The sequence below is a fragment of the Denitromonas iodatirespirans genome (genome assembly GCF_018524365.1).
In the GTDB taxonomy this organism is placed as follows: domain Bacteria; phylum Pseudomonadota; class Gammaproteobacteria; order Burkholderiales; family Rhodocyclaceae; genus Nitrogeniibacter; species Nitrogeniibacter iodatirespirans.
The window spans coordinates 16,078-33,451 of record NZ_JAEKFT010000030.1; the positions used below are offsets into that span (position 1 = coordinate 16,078).

The 17,374-nt window shown below is 68.3% G+C and carries 12 protein-coding genes; 3 read left to right on the top strand and 9 right to left on the bottom strand.

All coding sequences use genetic code 11. The annotated features are described in order from the left end of the window. From I8J34_RS19890 to I8J34_RS19915, 6 genes are all read right to left on the bottom strand, one after another. Complete coding sequence (locus tag I8J34_RS19890) at window positions 1–1,419, bottom strand: efflux RND transporter periplasmic adaptor subunit (protein WP_214363383.1); 1,419 nt, start codon at window positions 1,417–1,419, stop codon at window positions 1–3. 109 nt (window positions 1,420–1,528) lie between these two features. Continuing rightward, window positions 1,529–2,755, bottom strand: coding sequence for a glycosyltransferase (locus tag I8J34_RS19895; protein ID WP_214363384.1), 1,227 nt, complete (start codon window positions 2,753–2,755; stop codon window positions 1,529–1,531). An 11-nt stretch (window positions 2,756–2,766) separates the two neighbouring features. Further along, a complete protein-coding gene (locus I8J34_RS19900) occupies window positions 2,767–5,340 on the bottom strand; it encodes a DUF4347 domain-containing protein (RefSeq protein WP_214363385.1) in 2,574 nt (857 codons plus the stop codon). 70 nt (window positions 5,341–5,410) lie between these two features. Next, a complete protein-coding gene (locus I8J34_RS19905) occupies window positions 5,411–5,560 on the bottom strand; it encodes a hypothetical protein (RefSeq protein ID WP_214363386.1) in 150 nt (49 codons plus the stop codon). Beyond that, window positions 5,557–6,369, bottom strand: coding sequence for an efflux RND transporter periplasmic adaptor subunit (locus I8J34_RS19910; protein ID WP_230411926.1), 813 nt, complete (start codon window positions 6,367–6,369; stop codon window positions 5,557–5,559). The genes I8J34_RS19905 and I8J34_RS19910 overlap by 4 nt, the downstream gene beginning before the upstream one ends. Before the next feature lie 35 nt (window positions 6,370–6,404). Continuing rightward, window positions 6,405–7,958 carry a TolC family protein gene (locus tag I8J34_RS19915; protein WP_214363388.1) on the bottom strand — a complete coding sequence of 518 codons (1,554 nt, stop codon included), beginning with the start codon at window positions 7,956–7,958 and terminating at the stop codon, window positions 6,405–6,407. A gap of 337 nt (window positions 7,959–8,295) precedes the next feature. Here I8J34_RS19915 and I8J34_RS19920 point away from each other — a divergent pair, with 337 nt between their 5' ends. From I8J34_RS19920 to I8J34_RS19930, 3 genes are read left to right on the top strand one after another with little or no spacing between them, the layout of a single operon-like run. Beyond that, window positions 8,296–9,543, top strand: coding sequence for a glycosyltransferase family 4 protein (locus I8J34_RS19920; protein ID WP_214363389.1), 1,248 nt, complete (start codon window positions 8,296–8,298; stop codon window positions 9,541–9,543). After that, the gene (locus tag I8J34_RS19925) at window positions 9,540–11,219 is read left to right on the top strand and encodes a glycosyltransferase family 4 protein (protein WP_214363390.1); all 1,680 of its coding nucleotides are present in this window, start codon (window positions 9,540–9,542) and stop codon (window positions 11,217–11,219) included. Before I8J34_RS19920 ends, I8J34_RS19925 begins: the two co-directional genes overlap by 4 nt. Further along, complete coding sequence (locus tag I8J34_RS19930; protein ID WP_214363391.1) at window positions 11,216–13,678, top strand: glycosyltransferase; 2,463 nt, start codon at window positions 11,216–11,218, stop codon at window positions 13,676–13,678. The genes I8J34_RS19925 and I8J34_RS19930 overlap by 4 nt, the downstream gene beginning before the upstream one ends. Before the next feature lie 18 nt (window positions 13,679–13,696). Here the strand turns inward: I8J34_RS19930 and I8J34_RS19935 are convergent, their stop codons facing one another. From I8J34_RS19935 to aroF, 3 genes are read right to left on the bottom strand one after another with little or no spacing between them, the layout of a single operon-like run. Next, window positions 13,697–15,673, bottom strand: coding sequence for a hypothetical protein (locus I8J34_RS19935; protein WP_214363392.1), 1,977 nt, complete (start codon window positions 15,671–15,673; stop codon window positions 13,697–13,699). Next, on the bottom strand, window positions 15,556–16,440 hold the full coding sequence (locus I8J34_RS19940; RefSeq protein WP_214363393.1) for a shikimate dehydrogenase family protein: 885 nt from the start codon (window positions 16,438–16,440) through the stop codon (window positions 15,556–15,558). Before I8J34_RS19940 ends, I8J34_RS19935 begins: the two co-directional genes overlap by 118 nt. Beyond that, window positions 16,437–17,327 (bottom strand): 3-deoxy-7-phosphoheptulonate synthase, encoded by an 891-nt coding sequence (gene aroF, locus I8J34_RS19945; RefSeq protein ID WP_214363394.1) that lies wholly within the window; start codon window positions 17,325–17,327, stop codon window positions 16,437–16,439. Before aroF ends, I8J34_RS19940 begins: the two co-directional genes overlap by 4 nt. Window positions 17,328–17,374 lie beyond the last annotated feature (47 nt).

Consider the following 17,374-nt stretch of genomic DNA (forward strand, 5'->3'; position numbering starts at 1 on the left):
TCAATACCCGATGAAGGCGCGCAGCGCCGCGAGCGGCTTGCGCAGCGCCCAATAGACAAAGGGCACGCGCTCGCCAGCGATGCGCGCCGAGCCCTTGAGGCCGACCCGTGGCACCGCTTCGCCGGGCACCAGCTCGGCGCGCAGGCGGTAGGCGTAGCCGCCTTCCGGGCGGATCAGCGCCTCGTGCGCGATATGGCGGACCCGGGCGTCGACCGGCGAAAACGGCTGGGCGTTGAGGTACAAGGTGAGCGCCGCCGCGTCCGGAAAGTCGATGAGATCGGCCGGCGACAGCCAGGCCTCGACTTCGACATCGCCGGGCGCCGCGACCATCATTACCCGCTCGCCGGTGCTCACCGGGCGGCCGACCCACTCGTTCGGATCGTCGAACAAGACCACGCCATCCTGAGGGGCGGTCACCGCTGCACGCGTGTTGAGGTCGCGGACGAGGGCCACCTCCGCCCGCTTGACCGCGATATGCCCCTGCAGGGTTGCAATCTGCGCCTTGCTCTTGCTGTCGAAGACCGCTTGCTGGGCGAACTGGCGATATTCGGCCTCGGCGGTGGCGAGCGCCTGTTCGGCGACCAGCAGGCGGCTTTGCAGGGTGGTCCGGTCGAATTCGAAGAGCGGCGTGCCGGCGGTGACGGTCTGGTTGGGCTGCACTAGCACGCGGTCGACGATGCCGTCGAGCGGGGCGCGGATCACCGCCGGCTGGGCCGGCACCAGCTCGGCGGGTGCCAGCACCGTCAGGCGCACCGGGATGAACAGTGCCAGGGCGGCGAGCAGGCTCCAGCGCCGGGCGGGGCGCTGCCAGCATGCGAGCACCTGTTCGCGCCAGGCGGGGGGATGCAGCAGGGCGCGCAGGCCGGTTGGCGGCTGTGTTTCATGTACGGACCGGCTCAGGCGGCGCCGTCCCTTGGGCGCCCAGAGCAGCCAGGACTGGGTCCACTGCGCACACCACTCGGCGAGCAGAACCACCTCGCCTTCGCGCCACGGCGTGTCGCGCGCAAAGAGCCAGGCACCGGGCGACACGCCATTGCCGGGCGCCGGCAGCGGCAGCCACACGGCGTGCGCCGGCCACCATTCGGCCCATTGCGCCGCGTCGTCGTCGGCCAGGGATGCCGCGGTCAGGACTTGCGGTACGGCAGGGCTGGTGTCCCGAAGCCGGCGTGCGACCCGTTCGAGCCACTGCACGTAGGGCGTGTTGGCTTCCACCGCCGAGACGCCGGACAGCGTGTCGACCCCGCCGTCGGCGAGCCACAGCGCCGCCTGCCGGTAGGGCAGCAAGGCCTTGGTCTCGTTGACGGCGATGAAGCCCAGTTCGGCCGCGGATGTTGCTGCACGCGCCCGCCGCCCGAGCTGCAGCAGATGCAGCAGGATGGCGGTTTCCCCGGCGTACTCGGGGTGTGATGGCTGGGACAAGGGGGCTTCTCGCAATGAACTCGGCAACTTTAACGGAAAACAACGCCGGCCTGCAGACGCGTCGCCGGCGGCCCGAAGCGGTGGCGCCACTGGCACGGCGCGTGGGGCGTCATGTCAACGGCAGCGGGAAATGCAATGGCCGTTCAAACAAGCGCGCGAGCGCATCCCAGGCGGTGTTCTGCCGGGATGTCAGGCGTGCGGCGCAGCGTTGCGCCGCCTCCTGCAGCCGCGCGTCGCGCACGAGGTCCGGCAGGCGTTGCCCGAGTTGCGCGATGCTCATGTCGGCACGCACGCTGACCGTTCCCGGAAGGCTGGCCATGGCCCGCCGGACATTCAGTGCCTGCTCCCGATGACGCGGCAGCAGCAGCTGAGGTCGGCCGGCCATGGCCGCCTCCTCGATCGACCCGATGCCGCCGTGGTGGATCAGAAAGGAGGCGCGTGCGAGCACCTCGCGCAACGGTGGCGGCCGGGCGTGTACGCGAATCCCGGCATGTTCCAGCGCGGCAACCGTATCGGCGGGCGCCTCGTGCAGATAGCACTCCCCCGGGATGCGCTGCTCGGCAAGCGCCTGGAGGACCTTGCATGTCAAGGGGTGTTTGAGGCGCAGATAGGAAAACACATGGGTCTGCGCCGGTGGCGGTAGGGGCGGTGGCGGTGCCAGCCAGGGGCCTGCCGCCGGATGTGGCCGGGTTGCGGCGTAGATGTCGAGCTCGCGCGGTACCGACACCACCTGGCCTGCCCCCGCGATGATTTGCGGCAGGCTTTCGGGCTGCGGCAAGCCACGTCCCGCCTGCACCGAGCGAGCGGCATCGAGCAGGACGGCCGGATCCCAGATCGGCGCGAGCGCATCGTCGAGCGGCGGAAACCTGCCGCCCGGCAGACCGTGCGGATTCACGAAACCGTCGCCGACCGCGATCACCGGCAGCCGGCCGAAAGCGGCCAGCGACAGGAGCGGCGAATAGTCGGCAATGACGAGCTCAGGCGCTTCTTGCCGGAGCAGGGCGTCCCAAGCGGCGACGACGGCCGCCAGTTGCGTCGGGTCCGCATAGCCGCAGACGCCCATGATGTCGGCGAAGGTTGCGGCGCGGAATCGCCCCGGCCCGGCAAAGCAACTGCGATGCGGCGGCGTGGCGATGACCGGGATGTTTGCCGCCGCGTAGCGTTCGGCGAGGGCTGCCGGGTCGCGTGCCGCGACGACCGGCGACCATCCGGCGATCCGCAGGCGCTCGGCGATGAGCAGCAGCCGGGCGGCATGCCCCAGCCCTTCGCCCAACTCCCAGGCCAGCAGCACCCGGCGGCGGCCTTCGCCGACTCGCAGCACGCCGAGAGGATCCAAGCCCGCCTCTTTCAGCTATCCGGGGTCTTTGCCGCCGCGGCAGCACGGACATGCTGGAGCAAGGCGTCGCGCTCGGCCTGCCGCCCGGCGCTACCGCTCTGGCGCAACTGTTCGCTGAGCGCAAGTTTGCCGGCAGCGCCTTCGGCGAGCATCGCCGGGTCTTGCGGTGACCCGGCGAGCCGAGCCAGACCGTCGCCGGCTTCCAGGCTGGCGTTGTCGCCGCTTTGGCGCTCCTCGGCGGGCGGTGCCTCGTCGGCGGGCGGCTCGCCTTCCCCGGTGCCCGGCGGTTCGGTGGGTGAATCGCTGCCGTCGACTCCGCGGGCATCCGCTGGCCCCGTGCCCGTGCCGGAACCGTTGCCAGACCCCCGGGCGCCGCCAATCCCGACACCGGGCTCGCCGGCCGGCGCACCGGCTCCGCCGAGGATGCCGCCACCCAGCCTGTCGTCGATGCCAGCGCCGATACCGGCGTTTCCACCAAAACCGTTCGTTGGCAGGAGCGCATCGAGCCCGTAGAACGAACTCAGCATGGACACCCGGTCGGTGGTGACTTGGCTGATCAGCGAGAATGCGCTGCCTCCTGCCCCGCTCGGTTCATGCACGCCCAGCAACGCGCCGAGCGGCGATCCGCTGGTCGTGCCGCCGAGGATCTGGCCGCCGAGACCCAGGTTTTCCGGCGTGCTGCGCACCGCGGCATTCGCGCCCAGTGCCGGGGACGCGGCCGGCGCCTCGAACACCGGGGGGGCAACCACCGCGTTGGTGACGGTGGTTTCTGCCGGCCAGGTCGGCGGGGGAATGATATCCACCACGGGGGGCGGCGTCGGCGTGGCGGCGGTGGGCTTGAAGGTGATCAGCGTCGTGCCGCTAAAATCGCTGACGGTATCCACTTGCAAATTGCCGCCGGCCGCATTGCTCAGCGCCAGGGTCACTTCCACGGACGCAAAGTCCGTGCCGTTGGTATCGATTTCGAGGCTGCCCGAGCCGTTGAAGCGAACATTGGCGGTGGTGAGGCCGGTGATGCCGTTCAGCTGGATGACGTCGTCGGCGGCAAGGTCGCCGAGGGTGTCGCCATCGAGATCCGATGCCGACCCCCTGAACGTATCGCTTCCTGTGCCGCCATACAGGAGGTCGGCTTGGGCGCCGCCATACAGCGTGTCGTCTCCGGCCTCGCCATACAGTTCATCGATCCCCTGCATGCCGGTGAGGACGTCATTGCCATCCCCGCCGTACAGGAAGTCGGCATCGCTGCCGCCGGAGAGTGTGTCGTTTCCATTCCCGCCGTACAGTGTGTCGCTTTCTGAGTCACCGCTTAGCGTGTCATTCCCGTCGTCGCCCCAGAGGATGTCATTGCCTTTTTGCCCCCACAGCCAGTCGTTGCCATCCCCCCCACTCAGGTAGTCGTCACCCGTCGAGGCCATGAGCGTGTCGTTGCCGGCTCCCCCGAAAATCGTGTCGTTGCCATCGCCGCCACTCAGGCCATCGTTGCCATCTTCTCCGTAGAGGTAGTCGTCTCCGGTCGCGCCATAGGCAAAATCGTTGCCGGCGCCGCCGTACAGGGTGTCATTGTCACCACCGCCGTAGAGCGTGTCGTTGCCATCGTCGCCATAGACAATGTCTGCCCCGTCAAGGGCGGAGACCGTGTCGTTGCCGCCCAGACCGTAGATGGTGTCGTCGCCGGCCGTACCCGTCAGGGTGTCGTTGCCGGCCGTACCCGTGACGACGGCGAGCAATCCGTCATAGGCGGCGAACTGCGGTGCCACGGCCGTCGCCTTCTCGACCTCGCCGTGGCGCGCTTCCAGATCCCAGTCGCCGCCCAGCCAGCTTGCGCCGGTGGCATCGTCGGAAGCGGCGATGTCGGCTCCGGTGGCGGCGGCGAAGCGGCTCACGAAGGCCATGCCGGCTTCGCCCAAGGCGACGTCGCAGCCATAGAGCAGGATGTCGCCGGTCGCGCTCAGGGCGCCGCCCCAGGCTGCAAGGGTGTCGGCCTGATCGGCCAGGGTGGCCAGCGAGAGGGTTTCCGCCCCGAGATACACCGCGCCCTCGCTGCCATGCGAGACGAGATGCAGGGCGTCGAGGTTCTGGTAGCGGGCGAGGATGTCGCTGATCTGGTCGAGGGCGCTGGCGCCGGCGTCGAGCAGCCAGACATCGGTGCCGGCACGAACGTCGCCCAGCAGGTCGGCCAGATCCGGCACGCGGCTGTCGATGATCACCACTTCGCTGGCCTCGCCCTCGGCGTCGACCAGTTGCAGCAAGCCGTCGCGGTTGACGTCGACGAGGCCGTCCAGCTCCGCCTGGGTAATGGCGCCTTCATTCAAGGACATGCCGCCAAGGGGCAGGGCGATGTCGGTGGCGGCGGTCGCGCCGATGGCGCCGTCGGCGAGAGCCGTGTCGACGAAAGTCTCCACCGCCGCCCCATCGAACACCAAGCGCGGCTCGAGCCGCATGAGGCCGGGCCGGGTGCGTACCAGTGCGCGGCCGGTATCGGCGCGATGGCTGCCGGCGCTCTTGCCGCGCTGCTTGTCGGTCTCGGCGACGGCAACAAAGGTGTCGGCGATCTTGCTCCAGACGGTGCGGTAGAGGCGGTTCATGGTGCTTGCTCCCTTCGCGCGCGGCATGTTGCCGGGCTCAATCATTCAATGGTCTCGGTCGGTCGAAGCATCAAAACGCCGCGACGGCGGCGAGGTCTTCTGGCCCTTCGGAGAGGCCGGGGGCGCGGGCGCCATTGGGCGGATGCCCGCTTGCGTCCCCAACATGAGTTATCGGCACGCCGACGAGATTCGTGAGGCGCTCGGCAAGCGGATCGCTCATTGCCCACGGCCCTCCGGCGGCGCGAGTTCAATCCTTCCGCTCATCCCGGCAATCAGCTCGCTGAAACTGCCGTCGATCACGGCGCTGGCCTTGACCGACTGGCTGATCGGGTCGACCCGCGCCCCCAGGCGCTGGATGCGTGCCGGGTAGCTCTTCTGGGTTTCGTCGATGAACACTCGGAACGTGTGACCGGGCTTCAACCAGGCGAGCCAGCGCGAGGGGACGATGAAATCGAGCTCCAGCGCGGAATCGTCGAGGATGTCGAGAAGTGCCGTGCCCGGTTCGACATATTGTTCGGCACGCACCTTCTGCTCGACCACGCGACCGGCGTACGGGGCGTAGATGTTGCATTTGGAGAGCGTTGCCTGGATGAGGGCGAGATCGGCCCGCGACTTGTCGCGCTCGGCGATGGAGGTATCCAGCTCGACCTTGCCGATGGCGTTCAGCTCGTTGAGTCGGGTGTTGGCGGCGTAATTCCGTTCGGCGGCGGCGAGTGCGGCTTTTGCCTTGTCGCGCTGGGCGGCCTGGATGACGCAGTCGAGGCTGACCAGCAGTTGGCCGGCCTTGATGCGCTCGCCTTCCTTGACGGTAATGCGCTTGACCTTGGCGCCGAGTTCGGCCGCAAGTGTCGTGTAGCGTCGCGGCGAGAGCTGGGCGCGGATGTCGAATTTGTCCAGCGCAGGGGCTGTCGAGGTCGTGGCCGCCGCCGGCGCTGGCGGCGGGGCCGCATGCGCGGCGGCGCTGGCCGCAAGAAGTACGAGCAGGCGCACCGCGGCGAGTCGCCCCGCCCGGTGTGAACAGAATCTCACGGCGCGCATGATTGCCTGGCGGGTCGCGCGGGGCACTACTGGCGCTCGGCCAGCCGTACGGGCTGTGCCACCGCACTCTCCATGGCGGCTGCGGCGAGCGGGTCTTTCTGCCAGGTCCGCAGGGCGTCATCGATCGCCTTGGAGAGATCGGGGAGCGACATGTCGTCGAGGCTGCCGATCGCCGGCTCCAGGCCGAGCGTCGCCTGTACCCGGCTGGCGGAGGCATGGACGGCGGCGAGCGCCTGGTAGCGGCGCAGCTCGGAAAGCAGCGCATTCGTGCGGGCGGCAACGAGGCTCAGCTGGCTTTCCTTCTGGACCTCAGCCGCACGGCGGGAGAGTTTGAGAAGGTCGTTGTCGACGGTGGCGAGCTCGTCGCTGCGCTGGTATTGGCGCAGCGCGTTGTCGTACTGCTGGGCAGAGAGGTGCACCAGGGACACGACGACCATCTGCAGCGCCATGCGCCGTGCTTCATAGACCCGCTCGTTGCCTTCGGCGGCTTCGAGGCGGGCCGGGGCGGAGAGCAGGTTGAAGAGGTTGAAATTGACGCGCAGGCCGGCCTCGTTCCAGGAATTGTTCACCAGGAAACGGTCGTCGTCATGATTCACGCTGTAGTTGAAGGAAATGCCGGGGAAGAGCTGGAGCAGCGACTTCCGGGTGTCGGCGGCGGCGATGCGGACGTTGTAGGCACTCTCGCGCAGGTCGGCGTTGCGGGTGAGGGCGATCTCTTCCATCGCGTCCAGTTTGAGGGCGAGCGGCTGCGGTTCGAGTTCGTCGGCAGCGGGCTCGACCAGCTGGTAGCGGGTACCGGGCGGCAGGTTGGTGAGCGCCGCCAGCTCGACCCGCGCCAGCCCCAGTTCCTGCTGCACGGCTTCCAGGGTGCGCAGGTTTTCGATGAGGGCACGCCGGTAGCGCAGCATCTCGGCCGGCGCCTTGATGCGCTCGTCGGTGACCTTGCGGGCATCGGCCAGCGCCGATTCGGCGAGCGCGATGTTTTCGCGGACGGCGGCTTCCAGCTTCTGGGCGCTGGCCGCACGCCAGAACGCGGCGCGCACGTTCTGGATGAGGTTGTGCATCGAGCGGCGGCGCCGTTCGCCGGCGACCAGCAGGCGGTCGGCGTTCTGCTGGGCGGTGTAGTAGCTGGCGCCGAAGTCGAGCAGGCTCCAGGTCAGACTGAGGTCGGCCACGGTGTGGTCTTTTTCGGTGCTGATGGAATTGGACAGGTTGGGCTGGCGGGTGGTGGCATTGATGGAATCGCGCACCAGGTCCTTGTCGCGCGTGTAGTAGCCGACGCCGGCCACCAGCTTGGGCAGCATGTCGAAGCGGCCCGCTTCGAGCAGCCCGGCCGCGTGGGCCTCTTCGAGCTGGTGGGCACGGTGCTCCAGGTTGAACTTCAGCGCCCGGGCAATGGCTTCGGACAGGCTCAGGGGGGCGGTGAGCGGGGGAACATTGGCTTGCGCCTTTTGCCAGTCGGCGCGGGTGATGGCGCGGAGCTCGTCGATCTGCAGGGGTTGCGGGTTGATGGCGCAGCCGGTGAGCGCGGCTGCGGCGAAAACGACGATAGGGGCTTTGTGCCGGAATCGGAGCGGCATGATGGGGTGATCCTCCCTGCGGGAACAAGCTGCGCTTGGTCGAGGCGATTGGCAGCTTCGGTCGTTTGGCCCGACCGTGGCGTCTGGTCGAGGATGACAGAATCGATGTCGCTCAAATCTATCTCAAAAATTTTCCACAATCTACCGTCATGTTCCGGGCGGCGATCCCCGCGTGTGCCGGCCCCCGGCCGTTCGGCGGCTCATGCATATGGACTGGCGGGCGTGATCGGCCCGCTGCGGCGATGAACCTTGCGGTTACCTGCCGTCTCCTCCGGATTGCCGCAGGCAGCAAGGCGTCTTTGCCGTAAGATGCCAGGCGACACGATCAGGCTTCGACATGCGTTTTCTCTTCGTTCACCAGAACTTCCCCGGACAATTCCGCCATGTCGCGCAGGCGCTCGCCGAGGACCCGCGGCACGAGGTCGTCGGCATCGGCGATGTGCGCACCGTCAAGCCGGGGCGGGCGATGCATCCGCGACTGCAGGTGGTGGCGTATCCCTCGCCGCGGGGTGGCGGCCAGCAGACCCATCCCTATCTGCGGAACTTCGAAGGCCAGGTCCGGCGCGGGCAGAAGCTGTTTCGCGCCGCCATGCAGCTCAAGGCGACGGGTTTCGTGCCCGACGTCGTCGTCGTGCACCCGGGCTGGGGCGAAGCCCTTTTCCTGCGCGAGCTGTTCCCGGCCGCGCGGCATATCCATTACTGCGAGTACTTCTACCGGGCGGACGGTGGCGATGTCGGCTTCGACCCGGAGTTTCCGGTCACTGTCGATGGCCGGGCCGGCGTCCATGTCAAGAACAGCGCCCAGCTCCTCGGTCTCACCCAGTGCGATGCCGGCATCTCGCCGACACTCTGGCAGCGCTCGCGCTACCCGGCCGAGTATCAACCCAGGATCCGCGTCCTGCACGAGGGCATCGATACCGCCCGGGCCCGGCCGGACGCACAGGCGGTGCTGGCGGTTGGCGGGCGTCGCTTTCGAGCCGGCGACGAAATCGTCACCTTCGTCGCCCGCAATCTCGAGCCTTACCGGGGCTTTCATGGTTTCATGCGCGCCTTGCCCGGGTTGCAGGCGCTGCGCCCGGCCGCGCAGATCCTCATTGTCGGCGGCGATGAGGTCAGCTACGGCCGGCGCCTGCCGGCCGGGGAAAGCTACCGGCAGAAATACCGCGCCGAAATCGCCGACCGGATCGACGCGTCGCGCATCCACTTTCTCGGCAAGCTGCCCTACGACGACTACCTGAAGGTCCTGCAGGTATCCGCGGCGCATGTCTATCTGACCTATCCGTTCGTGCTGTCGTGGTCCATGCTCGAGGCCATGGCCTGCGGGTGTCTCGTCGTGGCCTCGGCGACGGCACCGGTGCAGGAGATGATCGTCGACGGCGAGAACGGGCTGCTCACGGATTTCTTCGATGCCGACATGCTCGCCCGGAAAGTCGCCGGCGCGCTTGCCGATCCGCAGGCGCATGCGCCGATCCGGGCGCGGGCACGGGCGTTCGTCGTGCAGAACCACGACCTGCGCACGCACTGCCTGCCGGCATGGGTCGATTTCCTGACGCAGGGCGAAGACACGACGGACGGCCGCTCATGACGGTGTCTCCGCCCTTTGCCCTGTTCTACGACGGCGACGCCTACTCGACCGCCAACAAGATCATGGGCCGGCAATCGGCCGGCAAGGCGCTCATGAGCGGTATCGCTCGCACCTGGCCGAGCGCCACCGTGCGCGGCCTTGTCCGACGGCCGGCTGCGGGCGAGACCCTGGCCACGCAGTTGCGCGCCGATGGCTTTGCCGGCCGGATCGACTGCAGCGCGCTGCCCGACTGGCGGGTGGCCGTCGATGCGGGCACCCTCTACTACCCGGCACCGCCGGCCAAGGACATTGCGGCGGGGCGCAACCTGAGCGGCCCAAGCGCCTTCAGCCTCATGGGCGTGACCCACACGCTGGCCTCGGCCGGTGCCATGGATCTGCTGGCCGAGCTCATCCTGCCGCCCTTTCAGCCCTGGGATGCGCTCATCTGCACCTCACGGGCCGCGCATGCCCTGGTCGGCGGCCTGCATGACGACATGCGGGCCTACTGGCGCGAGAGCGTCGGTGCGACGCGTTTCGTCGACATCGAACGCCCGGTGATTCCGCTGGGGGTCGATGTCCCGGCCTTTGTCACTGGCCCCGGCGATCGCGCCGCCGCACGTGCCGCGCTCGGGCTGCGCGCCGACGAGATCGTCTTCCTGTTCGCCGGCCGGCTCGCCTTTCATGCCAAGGCCAATCCGGCGCCGCTCTATCAGGCGCTGCAAAAGCTCGCCGGCGAGGTGCCGCTGGTGTGCATCGAAGCCGGCGTCTTTGCCGGCGACAACATCCGCCAGGCCTATCTGGCCGCGCAGCGGGAGTTGGCGCCTGGCGTGCGCTTTGTCTGGGTCGATGGCGAGGATGCCGACCGCTACCGCCAGGCCTGGCAGGGCGCGGATGTTTTCGTCTCCCTGTCCGACAATATCCAGGAGACCTTCGGCCTGACGCCGGTGGAAGCCATGGCCGCCGGCTTGCCGGTGGTCGTGTCCGACTGGAACGGCTACCAGGACACGGTGCGCGACGGCGTCGACGGCTTCAGAGTCCCCACCGTGCTCGCGCCGGCGGGCGCCGGCGCGCAAATCGTCCTGCGCCACGCGCTGGGGGTCGATAGCTACGATCGCTACATCGGCAGTGCAAGCCTGGCCACCGTCGTCGACCCGCAGGCGCTTGTCCACGCTTTTCGGCGCTTGGCAGGCGATGCCGGGCTACGCAGGCGACTGGGCGCTGCCGGGCGGGCGCGGGCCGCGGCCGAATTCGATTGGCCGCTCATCCTGCACCGCTATGCCGAACTCGCCACGCACCTGGGCGAGATCCGCGGCCGGGCTGCGCACGAATCCGCCCGGCCCTGGCCGCAGCGCGCCGATCCGTTCCGGCGCTTTGCCGGTTTTGCCAGCGAGACCCTGGGCGGCGCCTGGCCGGTCAGCGCCCGGCCGGATGCCGCAGCGCGACTGCCGGCGCTTCTGTCGCTCCCTCTGGCCAACTTCGTCTTCGCGCCGCACACCTTCCCCCGTGAGACGCCTTCGGTGCTGCTCGATGGCTTGCGCCGGGGGCGGGCACACACCGTGGACACGCTGCTCGCCCAAGCGGGCCTGGCCAACGAGGCGGGGATTCGGGCGCTCATGTGGTTGTGGAAGTTTGACCTGGTGGACATCCGGCCAGAAGCCGTGCCCACGCCAGCCCCTTCGACGGAAAGCAAGCCATGAAGCGCATCGGTATCGCACTGCCGCTGGGCGCGCATGGCAGCGCAGGCGCCCATGCGCTCGATCTGACGCTGCAACTGGTGCTCAAGGGCTTGCGTCCGACCCTGCTCGACATGGCCGGGCATGTGGCGGTGGACCCGTTGCGCCGCCGCCTGCTGGCCCCCGCCCTGGATCAATACGCGCGGACCCGTACGCTTGTCGCCCGCAACCCCGGGCGCCAATTGCCCTTTCCGGTGCTGCACGCCCTGGGCGAGCGCCTGAGCGCCGGCCGCACCATGGGGGACTCCCCGGGGCGCCCCGACATCGGCCTGGCGTTCTTTACCCATGTCGACATCCCCCCGGAGCATCTCCAGCGCGCCGCCGCTCTGCCGCTCATCGTTGCCGCTTCGTCCTGGCATACCCGGGTGCTTCGCGACCGGGGGCTCGACAACGTGGTCAATTGTCCGCCGGGCGTCGATCCGGCCCTGTTCCACCCGGCGCCGCGTGGCGGTCTTTTTCCCGAGCGCTTCGCGATCTTTTGCAGCGGGCCGCTCAGTTACCGCAAGGGCCACGACCTGCTTCTCGCGGCCTTTCGCGTCTTTCATCAACGCCACCCGGAGGCCTTGCTGGTCTGTGCCTGGGGTCAGTCCCCGCCGGAGGCCCCGGACGAACTGGCGGCCTCACTGCATATCGACGGCTGCCCGGGTGTGGTCGACGGCATGCTGCAGCTGGCGCCCTGGCTGGCGCGCAACGGCGTTGCGCCGGCGGCGGTGGTCGACCTCGGTCGTGTGCCCCACGGACAGATGCCGGGCATCCTGCGGGAGTGCGATCTGGCGGTGTTCCCCGGGCGTGCGACGCATGGCATCCCCCGCGCCGTCATGGAGGCCCTGGCCTGCGGTTTGCCCGCCGTGCTTTCCGCCAACACCGGCCACCTCGACCTGCTGGGCGAGCATGTCTATGTGCTCAAGGCTCAAGGCGACATCGGGCGCCTGCGCGGTGATCCCGGCAAGGCGGGCTGGGGCGAGAGCTCGGTCGAGGAACTGCTGGCAGCGATGGAGAGCGCTTATCGCCGGCGCGCCGAGGCATCGGCCAAGGGCAGGGCGGCCGCTCGTTTCATGGAATCGCTGCAGTCGTCCCGCCAGGTCGACCGGCTGCTGGCGGCGATCCGGCGGGCCGACGCCGGGATCCCCGTGCCCGCCCCCAAGCTCAGTGAGGACTACCGCTGGGGGCTCTGCCTGCATCGCGGCGGGCAGTATGCCGAGGCACAAGCCGTCTACGACGAGATCCTCGAACGGGCCCCCGACCATGTCGGGGCACGCATGGATCGCGGTCACGTTCGCCGTGAGCTGGGCGATGCGGCCGGTAGCGAGGCCGATTTCCGCACCCTGCTCGCCGCCCGGCCCGACCACCCCCAGGCCCTGCACGGTCTGGGGAACCTCCTGAAACGCCGGGGCGCGATCGAGGAGAGCATTACCTGCCTGCGTCGTGCGCTGCGCGCCGCGGATACCCCCTCGATCCACTGGGACCTGGCCTGGTGCCTGTTGCTGTTGGGACGCTACCGCGACGCCTGGCCGCACTTCGAGCACCGCCACGCGGCCCTCGGTTTGCGCACGCCCGCCGCGGACAAGCCGCGCTGGGATGGCCAGCCGGTGGTGGCGGGGACCCTGCTGGTGCTCGACGAGCAGGGCTTGGGCGACACCCTGCAGTTTCTCCGCTTCTTGCCACGGATTCCGACGGGGCCGGGGGGGCGGGTGATTTTTGCCGGCAAGCCGGCCACCCTCTCGGTGGTGCGCCGCATCCTGCCCGAGGCGGACGTGTTCGATTGGGATCAAGCGCTCCCGCGCACCCAAGCCTGGGTGCCGCTCATGTCCTTGCCGCACTGCCTGGGCGTGACCAGGCCCGAGGAGATTTGCCCCCCGTCGCCTTGTCCTGGCGCCCTCGTCGAGCCCGCGCGTGTGGCGCAGTGGCGCCGCCAGGTGCGCGGCAACGACGATCGCCCCGTGGTGGGGTTGTGCTGGCGCGGCAACCCGGATTTTTCGGGTGACGCGGTGCGCTCCCCGGGGTTGGCGGTGCTGCAGCCCATACTGGCGGTCGCGGGGCTGCGTTTCGTGTCCCTGCAGGTCGGGCCGGGGCGGCGGGAAATCGCCGACCTCGGTCTGGGCGACATACTCCATGACGTCGGCGGTGCCATCGAAGCCGACGGTGCCAACGTGCTCGATACCCTGGCGGTGCTGGAGAGTTGCGACCTGGTCCTGACCTCCTGCACCTCGATGGCGCACATGGCCGGACTGGCCGGGCGGCCGGGGCGAGTGCTGCTGAGCACGCGCTCGGACTGGCGCTGGATGACTGGCCGCAGCGACTCGCCCTGGTACCCCTCGCTCAGGCTGATACGTCAGCGTTCGCCCGGCGATTGGGCGGGCGTGGCGCAGGCGGTCGCGGCGGACCTGGCCGACTGGTGCAAGGCGACCCTGCGCGGAAACTGACATCCGCCTCCGGCGCCATCAACCGAGGATGGCAGCCACCGCAGCGCGAATGTCGGCGTCGGATGCCTCGGCATCCACAGTGACCACGTTGGCCGCGCCATGACGCAAGGACGCGATCCGGTCGTTCAATACGTTCAAGTACATCGTCCAGTATTCAAAGCTGGTCGAATGGCGCGCAAAGCGGGGGGTGTCGATCAACGCCGGCCCGACCTGGCGGACATCTTGCGCGACGAGCACCCAGGTGGCCTCGGGATAGGCACGGGCGAACAGGGGCCACAGCGGCGCCAGCCTGAAGTCCTTCAAGCTCCACCGGCCGTCGCCATCCCAGCCCTGTTGGCGCAAGGCCTTTTCAATCTGGAAGCGCAGCCAGGGGAAGGGGGGGAGCCGGTCCGGCGGGGGCGGGAAGACGATGCAGTCTTCATCGGCGCCCAGCTTCTTCAGGATGTTGAAGATCAGGCGGTGCTGTATGAGCGGATTCTCATGGGTGTCGACGGTCGCTGGCGTGTCGGTCTGCGCATCGGCACCCACCCAGATGCCCTGCGCCGCGAACGCCTGGAGTACGCGCGACAAGCCGGCACCCGGCAAACCGGTGACGAAGATCGGACGATCGGCCGGTTTGCCGCTCGGCGCCGGGGGTGTTGTCTCCCGCGACTTCCACGCCGTCAAGGCCGATGTGATCCAGCGATCCACGGGGTCGAGCGACAGCGATTCCTTGGCAATCGTCGTTGCGCTCGGATAAATGGATCTGGCGTCCGCCTCCTTGCCCCACAGCCAATGGGGCGTGCCATGCATGATGGCCAAGAGCGGAATGCCGGCGCCGCCGGCCAGATGCCAGTTGGCCCCGGCCACGGAAATCGCGCCGGCCAGCCCCCGCACCAGGTCGAAGGTGGCCAGCGCATCGGCTGTCAGATCGAGAAAAGGCACCTGGATGTTCGGATGCGCCCGAAGAAAGGCCCTCTCTTCGGCCGTCATGTCGTACTGAAGAACCAGGTAGTCGACATGCTTCGGCAGGAATTCGACAAAGAAGGGCAGCGGAATGTGACGTTCTTCGCGGCGGTTCTGTGCCGAGCCACCGCGCCAGCAGATGCCGAACACGGGTTTCGCATGCCCAGCGCGCAGGGGCGTGTCGAACACCGCCGCCGGCGCCAGCGACCGTGTGTTCCGCCACGCGCGTCGAAGGAAGTCGACCGCCAGAATGGCCGGCTTGCCGTCGAAGGCCGCGGCGTCGAGCGTGCTGCGATAGGTCGCTTGCGGAAAGTAGCGCGTGACCAGCCGCCGGTATTTGGGCATGCCGCAGAAGGTCGATGTGCCGTGACGCGTCGAAGCCTTGATGTGCAGCAGGCTGATCAGCACCTCGCCCATGCCTTGTTCGAGCACGATAAGGTCGGGATCTTCGTTCGGATCGTCCGTCATGTAGTGATACTGCAGCGGCGCCATCAGGCTTTTCGGGGTGTTGATGGCGCGGTATCTCTCCTGGTAGAGCTCAAAACCGACGGTGTATTTCCTTTTCGCCAGACAATGCAGGCCGAGGGTGTAGCGGAAATCGGCCAGCTCGTTGTCGCTGTATCGATGATCCTTCCGCAGGCGTCGTGCGGTCGCGAAATCGCCCAAGCGGAGGCAGAGCCGGTAGCGAATGGTCGGGTGGAATCGGAAATCGATTCTTCGATTGATGGCCCGGGCCTTGTCCAGATCGCCGATGCCGTAGATGGCGCATGTCAGGAGGTAGAAGAAATACCTCGGCTGGCGATCTTCGGGGATGTCGTCCTCCCCGAGTGTCTGCAGGGTCGACCACAGCGCGGAAAACTGCCCCTGACGGAACAACTGCTCTGACGACTGGAAATAGTCGTCCCAATCGATCGGGCGGGATTCAGGCATGGTCATGTTTGAAGCGCCCCGGTCATGGCCCGGTCGACGACGGCCGCCGCGACATCGGGGTGGGCCAGCTGGAAGCCGCGCACGGCCTGCAGGAGGTTCATGCGGGCGCCGCCGCAGCAAACGACCCCGGTGGGCATGGCGTTCAGAAAAGCGGTGTCCGCCGGTTGATAGACGACATCGAAGGCCAGCTTCACACGCCCGGCATGCTGTGCGAAATCCGGCGGTAGGGGGCTGGCGCCGAGATGATCGGGCGCCGAGCCGAGCACGGTGCCATTGACCAGCACGGTCGCCTGCGCGAGCGCCGTGCCACAGGCTGCTGGTGCGACCAGCGCTACGCCCATCCACCGCGCCAGGGCCACGGCGGCTTCGTCTTCGCAGGCGCGGGTGGCGACGACAATGCGCGCCACCCGGGGGCGCAGCGCATTGACCACCGCCTTGGCCGCTCCGCCGAAGCCGAAGACCAGCACGGTGTCCGCACGGCTCAGCCCGGCATCGTTCAGCACCTGGGCGGCGGCAAGGCCGTCGGTGTTGGCGCCGTGCAACCGCCCGCGGGCATCGCGTGACAAGGCATTGACCGACACAATGCCCTGGGCGCTTGGGTCGAGGCGATCCGTGCCCAACCAGTGGGCGACGGCTTGTTTGTGCGGCACGGCGACCGCGCCGCCGACGAAGGCGGGGTGTGCGTCCAGCCAGGCCAGCAGGTCCGCCAGGCGATCGCCGGTGACGTCGAATGGCAGCATGCGACAGTCGCGGCCCAGCGTTCGATAGACCGCATTCCACAAGCGCGGCGATCGCGCGCCCTGTGAGGGATGGGCGCCGATGATGGCCGCAAACTCGCCGGCGGGCAGCGCCAGCGGGTTGTCGATGAACGGGATCGTCGCGCTCATTTCACGCGTCGGCCCACGGCCTTCGCCACCGCGTCCATGTCGTCCATGAGCTGGCCGAAGGCGTCGAAGTCGATGGGTTGCAGCGGGTCGACCGCTGCATTGTCCGGATCCGGGTGCACTTCGAGCATGACGCCGTCGGCCCCTGCCGCGATCGACGCCAAGGCCATCGGCTTGACCCATGGCCGCCAGAAGGTGGCGTGACTCGGATCGGTCACCACCGGCAAATGCGTTACTTCGTGGGCGGCGGGCACGACCTGGAGATCGAGCAGGAAACGCGAGGAACTGCGGTGGGTGTGGGCGGTGGCGACGCCGCGTTCGCACAGGATCACTCGCGGGTTGCCCTCGATCAGGATGTACTCCGCCGCCCCCAGCCAGTCGCGCAAGGAGCAGCCGAAATGGCGTTTGAGCATGACCGGTTTGCCGGTCTTGGCGACCCGCGTCAGCAGCGGAAAGTTCTGCATGTTGCGGGCGCCGATCTGGAGGATGTCGGCCACGTCGGCGACCGCATCGACGAAACGCTCCTCCATGACCTCGGTGATGATCGGGATGCCTGCCGCTTCGCGCGCGATCTTCAGCCACGCCAGGCCGTCCTCCCGTGTTTCCGTGTACTTCTCCGAGCGGTAGGGAAAGCTGAGCGGTTTGAACGCACCGCCACGCAGAAAATGGGCGCCGCTGGCCTTGACCGATCTCGCGGTCTCGACGATCAAGGCTTCGGATTCGACCATGTTCGGCCCGGCAAAGATCGGCACCAGATCACCGCCGAACTCGACACCCTGCACCGCGAAACGGGAGCGGTGGTCCGGGTGTTTCTTCGCCGCCAACGGGAATTTGTCGATCATGTCCGCGTCGGACACGTCCTTTCCGGGGGCCTTGTTTTCAATCGGCATTGTGCGGCTCCATGCAAGCAGTCAAGCAAAATCCGTTCAGCGAAGGC